The sequence below is a fragment of the Picosynechococcus sp. PCC 7117 genome (assembly GCF_001693275.1).
GTDB lineage: Bacteria > Cyanobacteriota > Cyanobacteriia > Cyanobacteriales > MRBY01 > MRBY01.
On the sequence record NZ_CP016477.1, the window covers coordinates 764,924 to 783,683 of the forward strand.

An 18,760-nucleotide genomic window follows, 5' to 3' on the forward strand; every position below is an offset into this window, starting at 1 on the left:
AGCAAAAATCCACCCTTAACCCCCAGAATCTATGAATATTTTCGGGATTGGCCTGCCAGAAATGGCCCTCATTTTTATTATTGCTCTGTTAATCTTTGGCCCGAAAAAGTTGCCAGAGATTGGCCGGAGCCTTGGGAAAACAATCCGCAGTTTCCAGGATGCCTCCAACGAGTTCCAGGAAGAATTTAAGAAAGAAGCCGAAAAAATTGAAAAAACTGTTTCGATGCAGGCCCGCCTAGAGGAAGGGAACGGCGAAAAAGTCGAGGCCACGGAAGCGAAACCGGAAACCTCTGATCAGGAAACAAAAGCTGATACCCCATCTAGTTAGGGATTAACCGGGTTTGTCCTTGGTATCTTGTTTAAGCCCACTGACTACCTGGGGTTTGACGGGGGCGATCGCCTAATAATTGTTGTTGAACGGCCTGTTGCAGATCCTGGCGGCGAATTTCAAGGCTCCCCTGGGCTTCGGTGAGGATCAAGCTATCAACGGCGGCCAGCGAAAATAACTGAAACAACAGGTGGGTGACGGGCAGAGGCACAGCAATTAGGGACGGATCGGCATTGCTGCCCTGGTGCTGTTGGGCGAGGGCGAGGCTTGAGAAGCCGTAAATAACGGTTTTGGTCTGCTGGGGATCGCTCTGTTGGGCAAGGGTCGTGATGAGCCAGTCCCCCTCTAAAGATTGACAAACATAGTATTCGAGGGATTGTAATTTTTGGGCGAAGGCTTTGAGGACTGGGGCGATCGCCTGGGCCATCACCTGGGGCATCTTGCCATCCTGGGGGGCTTGGTCAATGAGGATTTGCAGTTGTTGGTCTAAATTCATAGAACAATATCAAGGCGATCGCCAAAAAATACATTGGTCTCCCCATGATAAACCTTGGCCAACAGTAAACCTTTTAGGGAAAACTTTGCACTGGAGCCGGATGGGGGGCAGATGCCGCCGTGGGACAGAGTTCTTGGTAAGTTTGTTCGAGCTGACTAATGTTGTTCTGCAAGGTGTAACGTTCTAACACCCGCTGCCTCGCCTTGTGACCCAGGATTGTAACTAATTCTGGTTGTTCGCGGAACAAGGGTAAAAGGGTTTTCAGTTGTCCGGTGACTCCCTGGGTATCGAGGACAACCCCGGCTCCTTGGTTGAGTACTTCCCCATCGGCGCCGGCATCCGTGGCAATGCAGGCCAAACTGCAGGCCATTGCTTCGAGGAGTGATAAAGACAATCCTTCCACCAAAGAGGGCAACACAAACACATCTGCCGCCCGGAGGAGATCAATCCGCTGGGTTTCATCGCCGACAAACCCAAGCCAGCGGACCCCTTGATCTTCGGTGTAAAGCAATTCTAGGGAAGCCTTGAGGGGGCCATCACCGACCATTAACAGCACACAATCTTCCCCCATATTGGCCAGTCGCCAAGCCTTGAGGAGGGCTTCTACATTTTTCTCAGGGGCAATGCGGCCTTGGTAAATGAATACCCGTTTCGCTTGGAAGGTGTGGCGGTAGGCACTGAGGGCCGGGGCATATTTTTGTTCATCGACACCATTGGGAATGATGCGCACCGTATCCCGTGGCACTCCCAGTTTGACGAGCATTTCCTTTTGGATTTCTGAGAAGACAATCACCCGGTCATAATTGGCTAGACAGGGGGCATAAAGCTGGTAGGTGAGGTATTGGGTGCTGGATTTGAGGTTGCGTAGTTTGCTGTCAAAGGGAGGGTGAAAGGTGGCCACTAAGGGCAAATCGAGTTCGCGGCAGATGTCGGGCAGACGAAAATCTAGGGGTGAGAGGGTCAGGGAGGCATGGACGAGGTCTGGCTGGAACTTTTGGAGCGATCGCATCAGCACTTGACTCGATTTCGGACTGGGGATCGTGTAAATTTGCGACTTGTAGAGGAAGGGTAAAAAAACCTCTGGGCAGTCCCGCCATTTTTGGTCACATTCTTCCTGCTGGGCAAAGTGGAGAAAGCTCACTTGATAGCCCCGATCGAGGAGGTGATTGGTCACTTCACGGCCATAGGTGACATTGCCACAAAAAGGAGATTTTTTACCGAGCCAAGCAACATGCATTGAGGGGGATCCTGTGGTGTGCGTTAGGATTTGATTGAAATATACCAGTTCAATACCCCACCGGCGATCGCCAATCCCGAAAGACCTAGAAGCACTGGTTGCAGGCCAAAAAAGGTTTCTGCCACCCCAGCCAGGGCCAGAGGTAAAGATAGAGCAATATTAACAGCATTATTCTGTAAACCGAAAACCTTCCCCCGGAGGACTGCCGGGGTTTCGCGCTGGATCGTCGTCTGCATCGGCACTCCCACCAGGGCCGCAAAAAAGCCAAGACAGGTGGTACTCAAGAGGGCAAAAACCAAATTGTGGATCGAAAAAGAAAGGGCAATTAAGGCGATCGCCGTGCCGATAGAACCCCAAAGGCTGAGGGTACGGTAGGGCAACTGATTCCCCCAGTGCCCCACAAAGAAAGCACCGATCCCCAAACCAACGCCCCCTGCGGCCAACAAAAAGCCAAACTGCTCCGCCTTTAACCCCGGAATTTGAGCCGCCAAACTCACCGCCAACACCGCCAGGGCCGCAAACACAGAAAACAAAATCACCAATTGGATCAACGCATTGCGCACCCGGTGATTTTGATTCAAATAACTGAGGCCGTCTTTAATATCCTCCCAAACATGGGGCTGTTCCCGTTGGCGATCCGTTTCCGTTTCATTGGTCTTCAGGGCCAACAAAATCAAACCGGCGATCGCATAGCCTCCCCCAACTACAAATTCTTTCCCCCAAGTCCCCGTAATCCCGAAAGATTCAACTAGCTGATCTGCCAGGCCCAACAAGGGTTCTCCCACCGCAAAGCCCACAATTAGCAGGGCCATCATCGTGGTGGTGTAGAGGGAATTGGCCGCCAATAAATGTTTATTCTTCACAATGAGCGGTAAAGTCGCCTGTTCCGCCGGCGCAAAAAATTGTGTCAAGGTAGAAACAGCAAAGGTGATCCCCAATAAAAAGACAAATCCAGGGGGAAGCTCCCACCAATTGGGTTGATCTTGCACGAGCCAGAGTAAGAGGGGGATGCAAAAAACAAAGACGCCCCGCAACAAATTCGAAATAATCAGCACCCCTTTTTTAGACCAGCGATCCACATAAACCCCCGCAACGGAACCAAACAAAATCGCAGGCACCGTAAAGGCAATCATGATCGCCGAGACCCAAGCACTAATGCTCTGAGCCGCCGTTTGAAAGTGACTGGCAATCAAAGCAATCATCAGCACGAGATAAATCTTGTCGGCCAGTTGTGAAAAGATTTGACCAAGCCAAAGAACAAGGAATTTCGGGTTGCGCAACACAGGCCCAAAACCATCTACGCTCTGGGACGGGGCCACGCCCATCTCGGTTTGGGAAGTATCTTTAGGGGAGAGGGTCGGTAGATCCGTTTCCGTTGACATGGGTGCTCGGCAACCAAAAAGTTGATAAGGGAATCACTCTTAAGTATAAATCCTGCGATCGCCTTATGTTGGGGAGTTACCGCCCAGGATTCGCCCGGATTATGTGCTTAGTGATGATGGCCATAGGCTCCATCTTCCGGAAAAAAGGGCAACATTTCCTGTTTCAGTTGCAACCCCAGTCGGGTGAGCATATCTTCGAGCACATGGTCAGGGGAAAAGCGGAGATACTGGGGATGAACCTCTAGGGGTACATGGCGGTTACCAAGGTGATAGGCTGCCCTGAGCAGTTCCAAGGAGGTCGAGGCCGTGACCGTAACCACGGGTTCAGGTTTTGCCTTAACCTGTACGAGAGTAGAACCAGTCGCGTCTTGAAAGTAGTCATCGGGATGGATATGGCTGCCACGGGATAAGTTGAAGTGAATCGCTTGGCCATTGTCTAACTCTAGGCGTTGGCGGCTCTTTTGACGTTCGGCAGCGGTGAGGAACAACTCCAGATCTACTTGGATCGGTGCCTGGGGTTGATATTTTTGGGCCAGGATTAAGTCAGCGTCAGTCATCGGCTCTAGCGAAATGGAAGTGAACGAAAAACGTCTATCCTAAGGACATAAGCATTAATTTAGTCTAGATCACTCCACATTCGACTTTACATAACAGAAGTAACGCTTGAGACAAGTGACCCCACGCACCATATTCAACAATTTACGCGGCGGGGGTGTTATCACGCCAAGCTTACAAATCTGTAATATTGCTTTTGCAACAATCCTATATGAGAAATATCCATGCAATTTAAAGCTAAGGTCTTACGACTCGTATCAAGCAATATGGAAGAATATTTAAAAGTTAGTGAAGTCATCGACTGGCGACATCCAGAAATTCTGGAGCGTGCTAAACAGATTGCATTGGGATATGAGACACCAATAGCGATCGCAAAAGCATGTTTTGAGTGGGTACGAGATGAAATTTGTCATAGTTATGATTATCAAATGAATCCTGTGACTTGGCGAGCATCAGATGTTCTCCAGCATAAAACGGGTTATTGCTTTGCCAAAAGTCATTTGTTGGCAGCGCTGTTGCGCGCAAATCAGATTCCCGCCGGATTTTGCTATCAACGATTAAGTGTTGATGATAAGGGCGCGCCATATAGTTTGCATGGATTTAATGGAATTTATCTGCCCGAAGTTGGTTGGTATCGAGTTGACGCAAGGGGCAATAAAGAAGGAGTCAACGCTCAGTTTGTCCCCCCTCAAGAACAACTAGCATTTAAGACCCAGTTGACCGAAGAAGCAGATTTTCCAGTAATCCTTGACGAACCCCTTCAAGTCATCATAAAAGCATTGCAATCACAGAGTACGTGGGATGAGATGTTTCATACCCTTCCAGATATTCCGATAGAATTTGCGAAAAATTATGGTTTGGCATAGACAAATGTTAGTGTGTGCTAGCCAGCTAACAATTCAGGTAGGTTGGAAGGCAAAGGTTATCTGCGGCAGGTGGTGGGCAATGTTAAAGAGTTGTCACAGGTAAAAAACGTAAAGCTAAGGCGATCGCCCTGCCTTAACCATTGATTACGGAAATTTTGAGATTTTTAGCGATCGACAACCGGGAAGGTTAGCCTGGAGGGGTTTAGTCGTAAACCCGATCAAACCGATGAATACTAAGACCCTTACACCAGTCGCTCAACCGACCAAAAATGTAGGACTTTTATTTGGGCAGCTGCCTCGAAAAGATATTTCCCCAAACCACCCTGTAAACGGCAAAGGAAAATGCACCCATAGCGGTTGTAGTTGCCCCTCATTCGTTGATCCACCCGGGGGTTTTGACTGCGCCCGCTGCGGCCACCCAATGTCCGAACATTGGTAGAACGTTCATCACCGACAAAAATCTGAGTTCCCCAAAACTGTAAAGCTGATTTTGGTCAGTCCACTACCTTCACAACACCCGATTTCTGGGGGCTGTGGAGGTTTTGGTATCAATTCCCCTTTGTCATTTCCGAGAATCCTGAAGCCTGTATAAAGATTAGAGTGTTGCCAAATCGAGGACGCAATAATGGGATCAGTATTCGGGGAGTCTCAAGAATGCCCAAGCGATTCAAGCCATGGCAGCCAAAGGAAGAAATTAACAAGGGGTGGACAATGGGGGCGATCGCCTTGCCAGTTGTGCTCTGGATGACGGGGTGGTTATGGTTGCTCCCTGGCCAAAGACAGCAGGCCAATTATCCTCATTTATCTCAAAACGAAAGCGTTACCTTAGTTGACTCCCATCGCGATCGCGAAATTTTAGCCAGCGACCTCCAGGCGATCGCCGCAATTGTTGGCGGCATTTTCCTATTCCTCAGTTTCCGCAGGGCCACAAAAAAGACGGAAACCGCTGACTTCTGCGGTGCGGATCTCAATGATGTTAATTTCTGTGGTGCGGATCTCAAGGGCATTGACTTTTGCGGTGCGAGCCTAATTGATGCCAACTTTAGTGGTGCCAATCTCAGCGGTGCTAATTTTAACGGAGCTAACCTCAGCCGCGCCAATCTCAACGGGGCTAACCTCAGCGGTGCATCACTCCAGTATGCGAATCTCAGCCGCGTGAATCTTAGATACGCCAACCTCAGCGGCGCTGACCTCAGGTATGCCAATCTCAGTGATGCTGATCTCAACTGTACCCTCCTGAGTGATGCCAACCTCAGCGAGGCGAATCTCAGCGGAGCCCTGCTCTTTTTTATCAATTCACGGGACGTGCTCAACCTTGAACCCATTCAACTCAAGGCAGAGCCCTCGCCCTTTCTTTGTAACGTTGCTCTCCCTACCTATGCCCAGCATCCAAAAATGAATCCCAACCGTGACTGCAACCGTATTCCGCGATTATTGAGCGATCGCTATGATATTTCCCTCGAAGAAGCTCAGGGGATCGTCGAAGAAGCGCGACAACATCATTGGGATTAATTATCTAAGGATTTCTAACAGGCGATCGCCAACCCGGAGGGCATTGGCAATGACCGTCAACATCGGGCTAGTGGCACTGCTAGACGGGAAAAAGCTACTGTCCACCACGTAGAGATTTTCCAGATCATGCATTTTGCAATGGAGATCGAGGACGGAAGTGGCGGGATCTTCCCCAAAGCGACAGGTGCCGCACTGGTGGGCGACGACGGAGATGGGCATCCGGGCGTAGGGATGGGTGCCTTTAAATTCCTTATCCACCGCCTTAAGAATCTGCTGCCAACGGTATAACAGGCGGTCGTGGGCTTCGAGGTTATTCTCGGTGTAGTTGAGGTGAACCTTATTATTTTTGAGCCACACGCGATTTTCGGGATTCGGTAAATCCTCCGTTTGTAGCCACCAACCCAGGGAGCGGGTCGCCAACTGTTTCAGCCCAAATTTTGGTAAGAACTTCGCTGCCACGGATATTAAAGGGGGCGATTCGGAGAAAATAACATCCTGCAAAATGCCGCCGGAATCCTGCACATGACCCATAGGATAGGGGAAATCTTGGTCACCCCAATAGAAATCATTCACATAGAGCGATCGCTGGAAAAGACCATCTTTAAGGGTGGGTTCCTGCTCCACGATGACCGTCATCAACTGCTTCATGAGGTTGCGACCGACCAGCCCGGAACTATTGCCTAAACCGTTTTCATGTTTGGCGTTCGCTGATTTGAGGAGTAATGCCGCTGAGTTAATCGCGCCGCACGCTAAAACCACGATGTCCCCCACAAACAAAAAAGCTTGGTTTTGGATGACCGCCTGCACCCCCTTCACGATTTTGCCGGAGGGATCGGTGTGGATGGAGGTGACCTGCGCCCCCGTTTTCAACGTCAGGCGATCGCCAGCGCGGATGGCGGGACTAATCCCCGTATCTTCGGAGTCCGTGCGCCCTTCCTGTCCAATGCCGATGGGGAGATAGTTCGGGTGCAAACCATAATCCTTAAAACGCTGATTAATTGCATCGAGTTGGGGCAACCTTTCGACCGGGGGAAAGCCATAATCCTGACTCCGGGAGGGTTCCGTGGCATCATCACCGCCTTGCCCATGCACCTGGTATAACTTTTCCGCTTCGGTGTAATAGGGTTCAAAATCGGCGTACTTTAACGCCCACTCTGGGGAAATGCCATCTTTGTGTTCCACCGCTTCAAAATCCTTTTCCCGGAGCCGCATCAACACCCCGCTATAGATTTTTGTGTTGCCGCCGACGCAATAACTGGTTTGGGGATGGAATGGCTCACCGTGCTGGTCGTACCACTGTTCCGGGGCGTGGTATTGCTCTTTTTTAAAAACTTCGACTTCGGTTAATTCGGAGCTTTCCTTCTCGGAAAATTGCCCCTGTTCTAGCACCAATACTTTCTTGCCTGCATCCGCCAATTTCCGGGCGATCGTGCCACCACCTGCCCCAGTTCCAACAACGATTACGTCATAAATTTGGTCATCAATAATCATTACTTACACACCACTATGTCTAAAAATGTTTGTAGGGCAAAAACTCGTCAATTTTTTGTCAAGAAAAAGATCGGCGATCGCCCCAATTATTGCCAGAGATAAATTAGCCCGAAAAGAATAATCCAAATCACATCCACAAAGTGCCAAAACCATGACGTTGCCTCTACGCCATACTGTCCACCAGCGTAGTTATTCGGCAGAAAAGAACGTCCCAGCATTACCCCTTGTAGCAAGACCCCCGTTAGGACGTGCAAGCCGTGAAACCCCGTCAGCAGATAGAAAATTCCGCCATAGACCCCAGACGTAAACCCAAACTCTAAACTCTGCCATTCCACCGCCTGACCATAGAGAAAATAACTCCCCATTGCCATTGTGAGTAGCCAGAAAAAACGGAAGCCCCAGAGATTTTCTTTATGAAGGAAACGTTCCGCCAGATAAATCACACCGCTACTCGAAACCAGCACCACCGTATTAACCGCCGGATCATGGATTTCTAAACCCTCCACCCCCGGCGGTAACCAATCCGTTGCCGAGAGTTTGTAGACGATATAACCCACAAAAAAGCTGATAAAAATCACACTTTCCGATAGCAGGAAAACAATAAAACCAAACAGACGATGATCCTCTTCTTCATGCCCATGGCTTGTTGCCGAGATCGGGGTTTCATTGATGGCAGTCATAATAAGAATTACGATTTTAAAAAACTGGATTTACGCAGGAGTTGACCATGGTCAACCCTTACCAAGGGTGGGGGGAAATGATGGATTTAACCCCCTAGATTTTCCGTGAGGGGTTCCGACTTTCCGTAGCCATAGGGTTCTGCGATGACGATGGGCAACTCCTCGAAATTTTCATGTTCCGGGGGAGAAGGTACAAGCCATTCCAAACCGATCGCCCGCCAGGGATTTGCGGGAGCGCGATCGCCGTTAATCCAGGACGCAATCATATTGAGCAAAAAAGGAATCGTGGACATGCCGAGGATAAAACCACCAATACTGGCAATCACATTCCAAAAAGCAAACTCCGGATCATAGGATGCAACCCGGCGCGGCATCCCCATCAAACCCACCGGGTGCATCGGCAGAAAGTTCAAGGTTGTGCCGATCATCGTCAACCAAAAATGCAGTTTCCCCAGACCCTCGTAGTACATCTTGCCCGTCATTTTCGGGAACCAGTGGTACACCGCCCCATAGATCCCAAAAACGATCGCCCCGTAGATCACATAGTGAAAATGCCCCACCACAAAATAGGTGTTGTTCACATGGATATCCACCGGCACCGATGCCAACATAATCCCCGTGATCCCTGCGAAAACAAAGTTAATCAAACCCCCCATCGCAAAGAGCATCGGCGTATCCAGGCGCAACTTGCCACCCCAGAGGGTCGCCACCCACGCAAACACTTTGATCCCCGTCGGCACAGAGATCAGCATCGTTGAAAACATAAACAACATCCGCATCCAGGGGGGCGTACCACTGGCAAACATATGGTGTACCCAGACCACCGCACTAAGGACAACAATAATCATCGAGGAAACGACGACCACCTTGTAGCCAAACAAGGGCTTTCGGGCATAGACGGGGAACAGTTCCGAGAAAAAGCCAAACACCGGCAAAATCATCACATACACCGCCGGGTGGGAATAGAACCAGAAAAAGTGCTGGTACAGAACCGGGCTTCCCCCCTGGGAGGCATCGAAAAAGGTTGTGCCCACAGTGAGATCAAAGAGCAACATCACCGCCCCAGCAGTTAAAGCGGGTAACCCAAAAAGCTGAATAATTTGTGCCGCTAGCACCGTCCAAACAAATGCCGGCGTTTTAAACCAGCCCATCCCCGGACAACGCATCCGCACAATGGTCGTAACAATATTCACCGCCCCCAGGATCGAGGAAACTCCCGACAGGGCAACGGAAACCAACCAGAGAAATTCACCATTGAGTAAAACCCCTGCTGGATTCTGGATACTCACCGGCGGATAAGACCACCATCCCGATTGGGCGGGTCCCCCCGGAGCCAGGAAACTCAGGATTAGCAACGACCCAAACACCGGAACCATCCAAAAGGCGATCGCATTCAGTCGGGGGAATGCCATATCCCGCGCCCCGATCATTAGGGGAACGAGGTAATTCGCGAAGCCCGCCAACACCGGAAATGTCCAGCCGAAGAGCATGATGCTGCCGTGCATCGTAAACAGGGCATTGTAAACGGTGCGATCCACGAGATCCGGTTCTGGGGTAATCAATTCTCCCCGCATGATCATCGCGAAAATTCCGGCGACGAGGAAAAAGAAAAAGGACGTGACAATGTATTGCAGTCCGATGACTTTGTGGTCGGTACTAAAGGAAAAGAAGGTACGCCAGTTCGGGAGGTTGGTGAGGGGTTGTCCCTCGTTGGTCAGGGCTTCTGGGGGAGCTTGGGTCATGGTTGATGAGCGATTACGGAATTACAGAAAATTTATGGAAGACTGACAAAAAAATTCAGAGGAAAAAGGTCAATAAACAAAATCAGGGATGATAATTCACCACGGGCGGCGGCGCAGGGGGCACGGTTTTCCAGGCGGCGCGGTCTTCTTTCTGTTGACGGCGGGCGTATTCACTGACGGCTTGGTTTGGCGCTGGGGTCGGGGTTTGGCGGGCGGCTTGGTTTAACCAGGTTTGGTAGTCTTCCTGGGATTCCACCACCACATCGGCTTGCATCGCTGCGAAATAAGTGCCACTAAATTGGGAGTCACGAATGCGGTATTTGCCTTCTTTAATCGGCGTAAATTCAAAATCGGTGTCTTCAAAGGGGATCACGTCCTGCTTTACCCGGAAGGCAGGGATAAAAAAGCCATGGATCACATCGGGCGATCGCAGAATGAAGTGGGCGCGTTGATTTACCGGGAGATGGAGTTCGGTGCTGGTAATATTTTTTTCGGGGTAATGGAAAATCCAGGCCCATTGCTTGGCAGTGACTTCCACATTGGTGACGGGCATCTCCATGGTGGTTTTCCCTGTAGAAACATTGGTCACTAAAGCCTCTTGGTGCCTATGTCCCGGAGGTTGGATATTCATCTCGCGGTAGGTTTGATAGCTGAAATAGGCGAGATAAATGACAATCAAAAAGGGGATCGTTGTCCAGATAATTTCTAATTTGACGTTGCCTTCGATGGGGGGACCGTCGCTGGTGTCGTAGCGTCCTGCCCGGTGAAAGAGGATCGAGTAAGTCATCGTGCCACCAACGCCAAACAGGATAAATGTGCCGATCGCCACCAGGGTGCTAAAGAGCCGATCCACCAGTTGGGATTCCACGGAAGCCTGGGGCGGCAACCAACTATAAGACCATTGCCCGACGTTGTAGCTAAATATCCCTAAAATTAGGGCGATCGCCGAAAGTGAAATAATCGTTTTTAACTTCATAGCCTAATGTTCCTCACCCCTACCGCAACAGCACATTGGGATCTTCACCGAGTCGGAGCAGATGACCCGCCGTATTGTGCGCGCCAAATTCCGCCGCTAACTGAGCGCCTAATGTGCCGTGGACATACATCACAAACATAATCACCAGTCCCGCCAACAGATACCACCACTGCACCTGGCGACTGCGATCGCCGCGCCAGACATACCGCTGAAAGCCTCGCCAAACCGTCATGCCAACGATTAATGCCAGCAACAGCACGCCGCCAATGCCGTGCCAAATCATCGTATCTATCGCAGTAAAATTCCAGGCACTCTTCACTTCAGACGGCGCATCCATCAACAGCATTTCGTAGAAACCTGCCGCCACCGTAAAAAAGGTAATGATTGACGCCGCCACCATGTTGTACCAGCCCACATCAAAAAAATTAGAGCGGGTGGCCGGGATCGCCAGATATTTAAAAATGGGACGCTCAAAAGTAAAAAATACACCGACAATATCGAAAGCAATGCCAATGATGAACAGCCCCAGGGTCAGATGCACCAGATTCGGGTGAATGGGAATGCTGTAGGGTAAGCCGTTTGCCCCCAAATCGAGTTGATGGATCAGATCAGAATACATCGCTTATAAAAGTCCCTCTTTTGCTGCTTGGACAATCTCGGTGGTGTGGAGTCCATAAACCCAAACTAATTTATCGCCGAGATACACCTGGAAAAAGACAATTCCCGTCAAAATGGCTCCCATACCCAGATAGGACATCGGCAAGGTTTCTGGGTTTTTAGAGCGAATTACGTAGCGCCAGCCCGTCAAGGCCGCGATAATCCCCGACAAAGACCAACCAATGATCGTGTGGAGATTCAGCACGGGTTCAACAGCATCGTAGGCGATCGCCAAACCTGCTTCGATTTGTCCGAAGATAATGGCAATAAAAATCGAAACCGTGGCGACGAACATATTCCACCAGCTCACTTCATAGAGTTTGCTGTTGCGGCTGCAATAGCCAAGCACATCACAGAAAAAAGCAAATAACACCATCGCAATCACAAAATGCACCACAATCGGGTGAATTGTGTCGGGATAGGGCAGATTATGCTCGTTGAGGGGGGGAAGAAGATTATCAAACATGAAAATTGCATGGAGAGGATGCGACCCAGTCCCCAAGAATTCTGAAGCCTTAGCAACTTTTAAGTTACTAATTTTCCAAAAAGAGAGTCCTTTGGGTTTGGTAGGTTTGGGTCATAGTAGATCAACACCAGAACCAGAAAATAAACTAAAAATCTGAGTTGAGTGAGTCCGGAAACTAGAACAAGAGACGGCAATGAGGAATACTGATACCCAAAATTTTTTAGGTATTTTGACTTGCAAACCATACTAGCTCAGATCAAAAAAGGAGGGGTGGCGATCTCCTCTAAATGTCAACTCTCCCGCATCGGAAAATAGGTCAAAATCTATACCATCCCCGCAGAGTTAGAGTCACAGGGTTGTCACAGGTAAAGGCACAGAGGGATAAGGCGATCGCCGCAACAGACCATACTCAATGCCCTCGACCACAGCCCGATAGGATGCCTCAAGAATATTGGCTGATACGCCCACCGTCGTCCATCGTTCCAGGCCATCACTTGATTCCACCAAAACCCTGGTTTTTGCACCAGTGCCCGCTGCCCCATCCAAAATTCGCACTTTATAATCCGTCAACTGAAACTCGGCAATCTCTGGGTAAAATTTCGTCAACACCTTCCGCAACGCCTGATCCAAGGCCGAAACGGGGCCGTTCCCTTCTGCTGCCTCGAGCAAATTTTTCCCGTTCACTTCTAACTTGATCGTGGCGATCGCCGTACTTTGAGTTTCTCCCACATCACAATTCACATGGAATCCCCGCAGCTTGAAAAATTCCTGCCGATGCCCCAATGCCGAGCGGATTAACAACTGAAAACTCGCCTCTGCCGCTTCAAATTGGTAGCCTTCATGCTCCAAATCCTTTAATTTCTGCAGGATCGTCCGACTGGCCAGATCCGTTTTCTCTAGGGCAATGCCGAAGCTTTTCGCCTTAGCCAAAATATTGCTTAATCCCGCCTGTTCTGACACAACAATACGCCGCTCATTGCCCACCGTTTGCGGATCGATATGTTCATAGGTGAGGGCATTTTTTTGCACTGCTGAGACATGAATTCCTCCCTTATGGGCAAAAGCCGAACGGCCCACATAGGGCGCATGGTCATCGGGGGCCAAATTAACAATTTCACTGATTAAGCGGCTTGTACTGGTGAGCTGTTGTAGTTTTTCCGGTGCGAGACAAGGCTGATTTAACTTCAGTTGCAGGGTAGGAATTAACGTGCATAAGTTAGCATTACCACACCGTTCGCCATAGCCATTGATGGTGCCTTGAACCATGGTGGCTCCGGCTTGCACGGCCATTACTGCATTGGCCACCGCCATCCCCGAATCGTTGTGGGTGTGGATGCCGAGGGGAATCTGGAGATCCGGAAATGCCCGTTGAATATCCTGGAGACTGGTCATAATTCCTTGGGGCAATGTGCCGCCGTTGGTATCGCACAAAACTAGATATTCAGCTCCCCCTTGGATCGCTGCTTCGAGGGTTTTGAGGGCATATTCGGGGTTTTGTTGGTAGCCATCAAACCAATGTTCGGCATCATAGATTACCCGCCGATTTTGGGATTTTAGATAGGCGAGACTCTCCCGGATCATCGCGCAATTTTCTGCCAAAGTAGTGCCTAAACCGAGGGTGACATGGAGATCCCAGGATTTGCCAAATAGAGTAATCCAGTGGGTTTGCGCCCGGAGGGATGCCTGGAGTAGAGAGTCCGTTTCGACGGCGGAATGGGGACGTCGTGTTGAACAAAAAGCAACAATTTTCGCCTGCTGGAGTGGGTATTCCCGGAGATGTAGAAAAAATTGTTCATCTTTTGGATTTGCCCCTGGCCAGCCCCCTTCAATAAAAGGAATACCGAGGCGGTCGAGGTGCTGGGCGATGCGGACTTTATCTTCGAGGGAGAGGGCAAGCCCTTCTCGCTGACAACCATCGCGGAGGGTGGTGTCGTAGATCTGAACTGGGTTTTGGGGAGAAACCATAGGGGAACCGTCGGCTAGAAATGCTGCTTTTGATCCTAGCAAGGGAGTTTCTGGCTAAGGCGGGCCTCGATACGATTCCACAAACTTAGACAATCTTGTTGATATTTCGGGGTCAGTACATCACTAAATTTTCTAGACATTTCTTTGGAAACATTGATCACTGGCCCCAAGATTTTTGAAGCTTCTGGGGAATCGAGTACACTGGAGATACTTTTTTGATTTTGTGATGCGTTTATAAGCTTGTGTTGTCTATGGCGATCGCCTTCAAAGTTAGTCGGTGGTGTCTTAGCGGCTTCATCGCAGTAAATTTAATCGGCTGTACTCCTTGGACAGTTTTATCTCAACAGGAAAACCTGGGTACAACCAGGCAGCCCATCGCCAGTCTTGGGGCTGTGTCACCGGGGGCTGAGGTCTATGTCCAGGGAACTGTAACCCAGCGGGTGCCTCTCCTCGATCAAGGTGCTTACGAATTGCAGGACAGCACCGGGCGCATCTGGGTGATTACGGAAACTCCGCTGCCGGAGCCTGGGGCAGAATTGGCGATCGCCGGGCAATTACAATTCCATGAGTTGCAACTCCAGCAGCAAAATTTTGGGGAATTTTTTATTCAAGAACAGGCGATTATCGACACCGTAGAAGAGGGAACGATTTCACCGCCACAATTACCCATTAAAGAACACCTTGATCTGCAGTTTTTGCCCCACAAAGGCAATCAAAAATCCTGAAGATCAAGGTGTTCTTTAATAACATTTAAGAATCAAGGTTTCGCACAAGTAATCCTAAGCATCGGAACCGGATTCGCTGGTTTCTTTTTGTTCGTCGTTGGTTTCAGTCGCTACGGTGGCTTCTGCTGTTTTGGCCTTCGCCTCTGCTTCTGCCTTTTCCCGACGTTGCCGTTCTACGGCGAGGGCATCTTCTAAAACCTCTAGGACTTGATTCATTTTTTCGAGATTGCTGCGATAAAGATCTAAGTCTTTTTTCATTTTCTCCTCAGGGAGATTGAGGCCAGCGGTAACCGTGGTCAGCATTTCGTCGCGCTTCTCGGTGTCTTCGAGGAGTTGCGGCTCTGATTCACCCAAAAAAGTATAGACGCCAATGGCAAACAACCGACTATATTTGAAGTGATCATTTTTGGCGATCGCCTCAATTTTTTCCCATAATTCCTGGGCACCTTCGGGGGGCATATCTTGCCGGAAGCACTCAATCAGTTGCGTCCCAGAACAACGTTTTGCCAGTTCAACCAGGGCCATTGCATCTTCTTTGTAACGGTTGGCGTCGCCCCCAATCGCTTGGCACATACTTTGGAAAATAGAAACTTTATCCGCCTCTGGGCGATAGCCTTGCATAAAGCGCTCAAAGGAAGTGACGACGCCCAGCGCATAGAAAGGATCGTAGCGAAAATCGGCGTTCACCGACAGTAAATGCATTTCAACCAAAAGTTCTTCGACGACGCGCCGAAAAATCGAATTAATTGGCCGAGTATGATGTGTATAAAAATCACGCTTCGTATCGGAAACGGTGCGAACTTGACTCACAAATGGAACCCACAATTGACATTTCAATATTCTATTTTGACGTTTCCAGAGGCGTTTGCCAAGGTGATGGGTCTGGGGCAGATTATTAACAGCGCGATATTTCAATTAAAATTCACCCCAAAAAATCTCCTTTGGTCAGTAAATTGATCCCCTCTAAAAACTCCTTAAAACTCTTTGGCGATCGCCTCCCTAGGCCACCATAAAAAAAGAGTGACATGGTTATGCCACCCTTTCATGTTATTAAAGCCGTCCTCAAGTAACCGTTAGCGTTAGTGACGGCAATGGGAATGACTTGTTCGTCTTTTAGAGTGCATTTGCACCGGCGACCACTTCCAATAGCTCCTGGGTAATCGCTGCCTGACGAGCCTTGTTATAGGACAACGTCAAGGTTTTCATCAGTTCAGAAGCATTGTCACTGGCATTGTTCATCGCCGTCATCCGTGCTGCCAACTCACTGGCTGCCCCTTCCTGGAGCGCCCGCAGCAGTTGGTTGCTGAGATATAGCGGCAACAAGGCATTCAAAATGTCCTTCGGATCCTGCTCGAAGATCATATCTGCGGGCAGTTCTTTAACTTCAGTCGCCACCTTTTCCCGTTCAACTTGGAACTTACCGCCCCGGGTAATCAGGTTGAAAGTTTCGTCGTCGGGGTTGGTGAGCGCTTCAGGCACCAAAGGCAACAGCGTTTGCACAACGGGTTGAGAACTAATCAAAGACACAAAGCGTGTGTAAATTAGTTCAATTTTGTCCACTTCTTCCGAGAGGAACAAAGAAAGCAGTTCATCGGCAATGTCCGACGCTTCTGCTGCCGAAGGAATTTGTTCTAAACCAGCATAGGTTTTAGCAACGGGAGCTTGGCGATTCTGGAAATATTGCACCGCTTTACGGCCCACTAGCACAAACTTGTAGCTGATACCAGCCGCTGCTAATTCTTTTGCTCTTTGTTCGGCTTTGCGGATGATGTTGGCGTTGTAGCCCCCACAAAGGCCGCGATCGCCAGTGATGACCAACAGACCGACACACTTTACTTCCCGTTGCTTGAGGAGGGGCAAATCTGCTTCTTCAAGGCGGAGACGACTCTTGAGGCTATAGAGTACCTGCAAGAGGGTGTTAGCAAAGGGACGGGTGGAAGTCACCTGTTCTTGGGCACGACGTACTTTTGCCGCGGCCACCAGACGCATCGCTTCGGTAATTTTCTTGGTATTTTTGACGGATTGAATCCGGTCGCGAATCCCCTTTAGGTTTGGCATGAGTAATATCCCTTAGTTCGATTCTGGGTCGCCTGCAACCCCTGGTGATGCTAGCCATAGACCACAGGCGACATGATCATCTGCTTAGGCCGCAGCGGCGAAACTTTGCTTGTGCTCGGCGATCGCCTCTTTGAGGAGGTTCTCCGCTTCTTCAGAAAGCACTTTATCGTTGGCAATGATTTCACCGTACCGGGCTTTGCTGGTGGCGAGGTACTGACGGAGGCCAGCAGCAAACTCAACCACTTTATCTACAGGAACATCATCAAGATAGCCATTCAAGCCAGCGTAAACAATCGCCACCTGCTCAGCAACAGAGAGGGGAGAGTTTTGGGGCTGTTTGAGGATCTGACGCAGGCGCTGACCCCGGGCCAACTGGTTTTGGGTTGCTGCATCCAAGTCAGACGCAAACTGGGCAAAGGCTTCGAGTTCTGCGAACTGGGCCAATTCCAACTTCAGCTTACCGGCAACTTTTTTCATCGCTTTGGTTTGAGCCGCAGAACCAACCCGGGATACGGAAATACCCGCGTTGATCGCCGGACGGAAACCTGCGTTGAATAGGTCAGAGGACAAGAAGATCTGACCGTCGGTAATGGAAATAACGTTGGTGGGAATGTAAGCAGAAACGTCACCGGCTTGGGTTTCGATGATCGGTAGAGCGGTCATGCTACCGCCGCCGAGTTCATCACTGAGTTTCGCTGCCCGTTCTAAAAGACGAGAGTGCAAGTAGAAAACGTCACCGGGATAAGCTTCACGTCCGGGGGGACGACGGAGCAGCAGGGACATTTGGCGATAGGCCTGGGCTTGCTTGGAAAGGTCATCGTAGACAACGAGGGTCGCCTTACCTTGGTACATGAAGTGCTCGGCGATCGCCGCACCGGTGTAGGGAGCAAGGTACTGGAGAGTTGCCGGATCGTTAGCATTCGCAGCAACAACGACGGTGTAATCTAAAGCGCCCTTAGATTCGAGGGTCGAAACAACTTGAGCAACGGTGGATGCCTTTTGACCAACGGCCACGTACACACAAATTACATCTTCACCCTTCTGGTTGATGATTGTGTCAACCGCAACGGCAGTTTTACCAGTTTGACGGTCACCAATGATCAATTCCCGCTGACCCCGACCGACGGGAATCATCGCGTCAATTGCGGTAATCCCAGTCTGCATCGGTTCATGGACAGAGCGACGGGCAATAATCCCAGGGGCCATGAATTCGATGAGGCGGGTATCGGTAGCGTCAATGTCGCCTTTCCCATCGATGGGACGGGCAAGGGCATCAACGACACGGCCAACGGTCGCGTCGCCAACGGGGATTTCTGCAATCCGGCCAGTGGACTTCACACTACTGCCTTCTTGGATGTCACGACCGTCGCCCATCAATACGGCACCGACGTTGTCTTCTTCAAGGTTGAGGGCAATCCCTACGGTGCCATCTTCAAACTCAAGCAATTCACCGGCCATGGCCTGCTCAAGACCATAGATCCGAGCAATCCCATCACCGACTTGAAGTACGGTGCCGACGTTATCGACTTGAACTTTTTGGTCGTAGGACTCAATTTGTTGACGAATAATGCTACTAATTTCGTCGGGTCTGATACTAATCATGTCTGTACTGTTAAATAAGGTT

18 protein-coding genes are annotated in these 18,760 nt (G+C 50.0%); 4 read left to right on the top strand and 14 right to left on the bottom strand.

Going from position 1 to position 18,760, the window contains the following annotated elements; all coding sequences use genetic code 11:
• The first annotated feature begins 31 nt into the window (after nt 1-31).
• Complete coding sequence (locus AWQ22_RS03660) at nt 32-328, top strand: TatA/E family twin arginine-targeting protein translocase (protein WP_012306345.1); 297 nt, start codon at nt 32-34, stop codon at nt 326-328.
• 31 nt (nt 329-359) lie between these two features.
• On the opposite strand, the gene AWQ22_RS03665 is transcribed toward AWQ22_RS03660, so the two are convergent.
• The 4 genes from AWQ22_RS03665 to ureE all read right to left on the bottom strand — a co-directional run bounded on the left by AWQ22_RS03665 (nt 360) and on the right by ureE (nt 4,000).
• A complete protein-coding gene (locus AWQ22_RS03665) occupies nt 360-824 on the bottom strand; it encodes a hypothetical protein (RefSeq protein ID WP_030005952.1) in 465 nt (154 codons plus the stop codon).
• A 73-nt stretch (nt 825-897) separates the two neighbouring features.
• Nucleotides 898-2,061, bottom strand: coding sequence for a glycosyltransferase family 4 protein (locus tag AWQ22_RS03670; protein WP_065710223.1), 1,164 nt, complete (start codon nt 2,059-2,061; stop codon nt 898-900).
• Nucleotides 2,062-2,084: 23 nt separating this feature from the next.
• Entirely contained in the window at nt 2,085-3,443 is a 1,359-nt protein-coding gene (locus AWQ22_RS03675; RefSeq protein WP_065710224.1) for an MFS transporter, read from the bottom strand.
• 107 nt (nt 3,444-3,550) lie between these two features.
• Nucleotides 3,551-4,000: an urease accessory protein UreE gene (ureE, locus tag AWQ22_RS03680; RefSeq protein ID WP_065710225.1), complete on the bottom strand. Its 450-nt coding sequence runs from the start codon at nt 3,998-4,000 to the stop codon at nt 3,551-3,553.
• Between the two features lie 222 nt (nt 4,001-4,222).
• Here ureE and AWQ22_RS03685 point away from each other — a divergent pair, with 222 nt between their 5' ends.
• A complete protein-coding gene (locus AWQ22_RS03685) occupies nt 4,223-4,864 on the top strand; it encodes a transglutaminase family protein (protein ID WP_228657462.1) in 642 nt (213 codons plus the stop codon).
• A 654-nt stretch (nt 4,865-5,518) separates the two neighbouring features.
• Nucleotides 5,519-6,376: a pentapeptide repeat-containing protein gene (locus AWQ22_RS03690; RefSeq protein ID WP_065710226.1), complete on the top strand. Its 858-nt coding sequence runs from the start codon at nt 5,519-5,521 to the stop codon at nt 6,374-6,376.
• Here AWQ22_RS03690 and AWQ22_RS03695 read toward each other — a convergent pair whose 3' ends face one another.
• From AWQ22_RS03695 to cimA, 7 genes are all read right to left on the bottom strand, one after another.
• Nucleotides 6,377-7,867, bottom strand: coding sequence for a GMC oxidoreductase (locus AWQ22_RS03695; RefSeq protein ID WP_065710227.1), 1,491 nt, complete (start codon nt 7,865-7,867; stop codon nt 6,377-6,379).
• An 86-nt stretch (nt 7,868-7,953) separates the two neighbouring features.
• Complete coding sequence (locus AWQ22_RS03700) at nt 7,954-8,547, bottom strand: heme-copper oxidase subunit III (protein WP_065710228.1); 594 nt, start codon at nt 8,545-8,547, stop codon at nt 7,954-7,956.
• 86 nt (nt 8,548-8,633) lie between these two features.
• Complete coding sequence (gene ctaD / locus AWQ22_RS03705) at nt 8,634-10,289, bottom strand: cytochrome c oxidase subunit I (protein ID WP_065710229.1); 1,656 nt, start codon at nt 10,287-10,289, stop codon at nt 8,634-8,636.
• Nucleotides 10,290-10,371: 82 nt separating this feature from the next.
• Entirely contained in the window at nt 10,372-11,265 is an 894-nt protein-coding gene (locus tag AWQ22_RS03710) for a cytochrome c oxidase subunit II (protein WP_065710230.1), read from the bottom strand.
• Nucleotides 11,266-11,284: 19 nt separating this feature from the next.
• Complete coding sequence (locus tag AWQ22_RS03715) at nt 11,285-11,884, bottom strand: DUF2231 domain-containing protein (protein ID WP_065710231.1); 600 nt, start codon at nt 11,882-11,884, stop codon at nt 11,285-11,287.
• Nucleotides 11,885-11,887: 3 nt separating this feature from the next.
• Nucleotides 11,888-12,388: a DUF2231 domain-containing protein gene (locus AWQ22_RS03720; protein WP_065710232.1), complete on the bottom strand. Its 501-nt coding sequence runs from the start codon at nt 12,386-12,388 to the stop codon at nt 11,888-11,890.
• A gap of 348 nt (nt 12,389-12,736) precedes the next feature.
• Nucleotides 12,737-14,353 carry a citramalate synthase gene (gene cimA, locus AWQ22_RS03725; RefSeq protein ID WP_065710233.1) on the bottom strand — a complete coding sequence of 539 codons (1,617 nt, stop codon included), beginning with the start codon at nt 14,351-14,353 and terminating at the stop codon, nt 12,737-12,739.
• A 251-nt stretch (nt 14,354-14,604) separates the two neighbouring features.
• Between cimA and AWQ22_RS03730 the strand changes: the two genes are divergently transcribed.
• A complete protein-coding gene (locus tag AWQ22_RS03730) occupies nt 14,605-15,078 on the top strand; it encodes a hypothetical protein (protein WP_049761560.1) in 474 nt (157 codons plus the stop codon).
• A 54-nt stretch (nt 15,079-15,132) separates the two neighbouring features.
• Here the strand turns inward: AWQ22_RS03730 and psb29 are convergent, their stop codons facing one another.
• The 3 genes from psb29 to atpA all read right to left on the bottom strand — a co-directional run bounded on the left by psb29 (nt 15,133) and on the right by atpA (nt 18,738).
• Nucleotides 15,133-15,888 carry a photosystem II biogenesis protein Psp29 gene (psb29, locus tag AWQ22_RS03735; protein WP_065711621.1) on the bottom strand — a complete coding sequence of 252 codons (756 nt, stop codon included), beginning with the start codon at nt 15,886-15,888 and terminating at the stop codon, nt 15,133-15,135.
• 303 nt (nt 15,889-16,191) lie between these two features.
• Nucleotides 16,192-17,136: a F0F1 ATP synthase subunit gamma gene (locus AWQ22_RS03740; RefSeq protein WP_030005967.1), complete on the bottom strand. Its 945-nt coding sequence runs from the start codon at nt 17,134-17,136 to the stop codon at nt 16,192-16,194.
• Nucleotides 17,137-17,220: 84 nt separating this feature from the next.
• Nucleotides 17,221-18,738 (bottom strand): F0F1 ATP synthase subunit alpha, encoded by a 1,518-nt coding sequence (gene atpA / locus AWQ22_RS03745; protein ID WP_030005968.1) that lies wholly within the window; start codon nt 18,736-18,738, stop codon nt 17,221-17,223.
• Nucleotides 18,739-18,760: the final 22 nt, after the last annotated feature.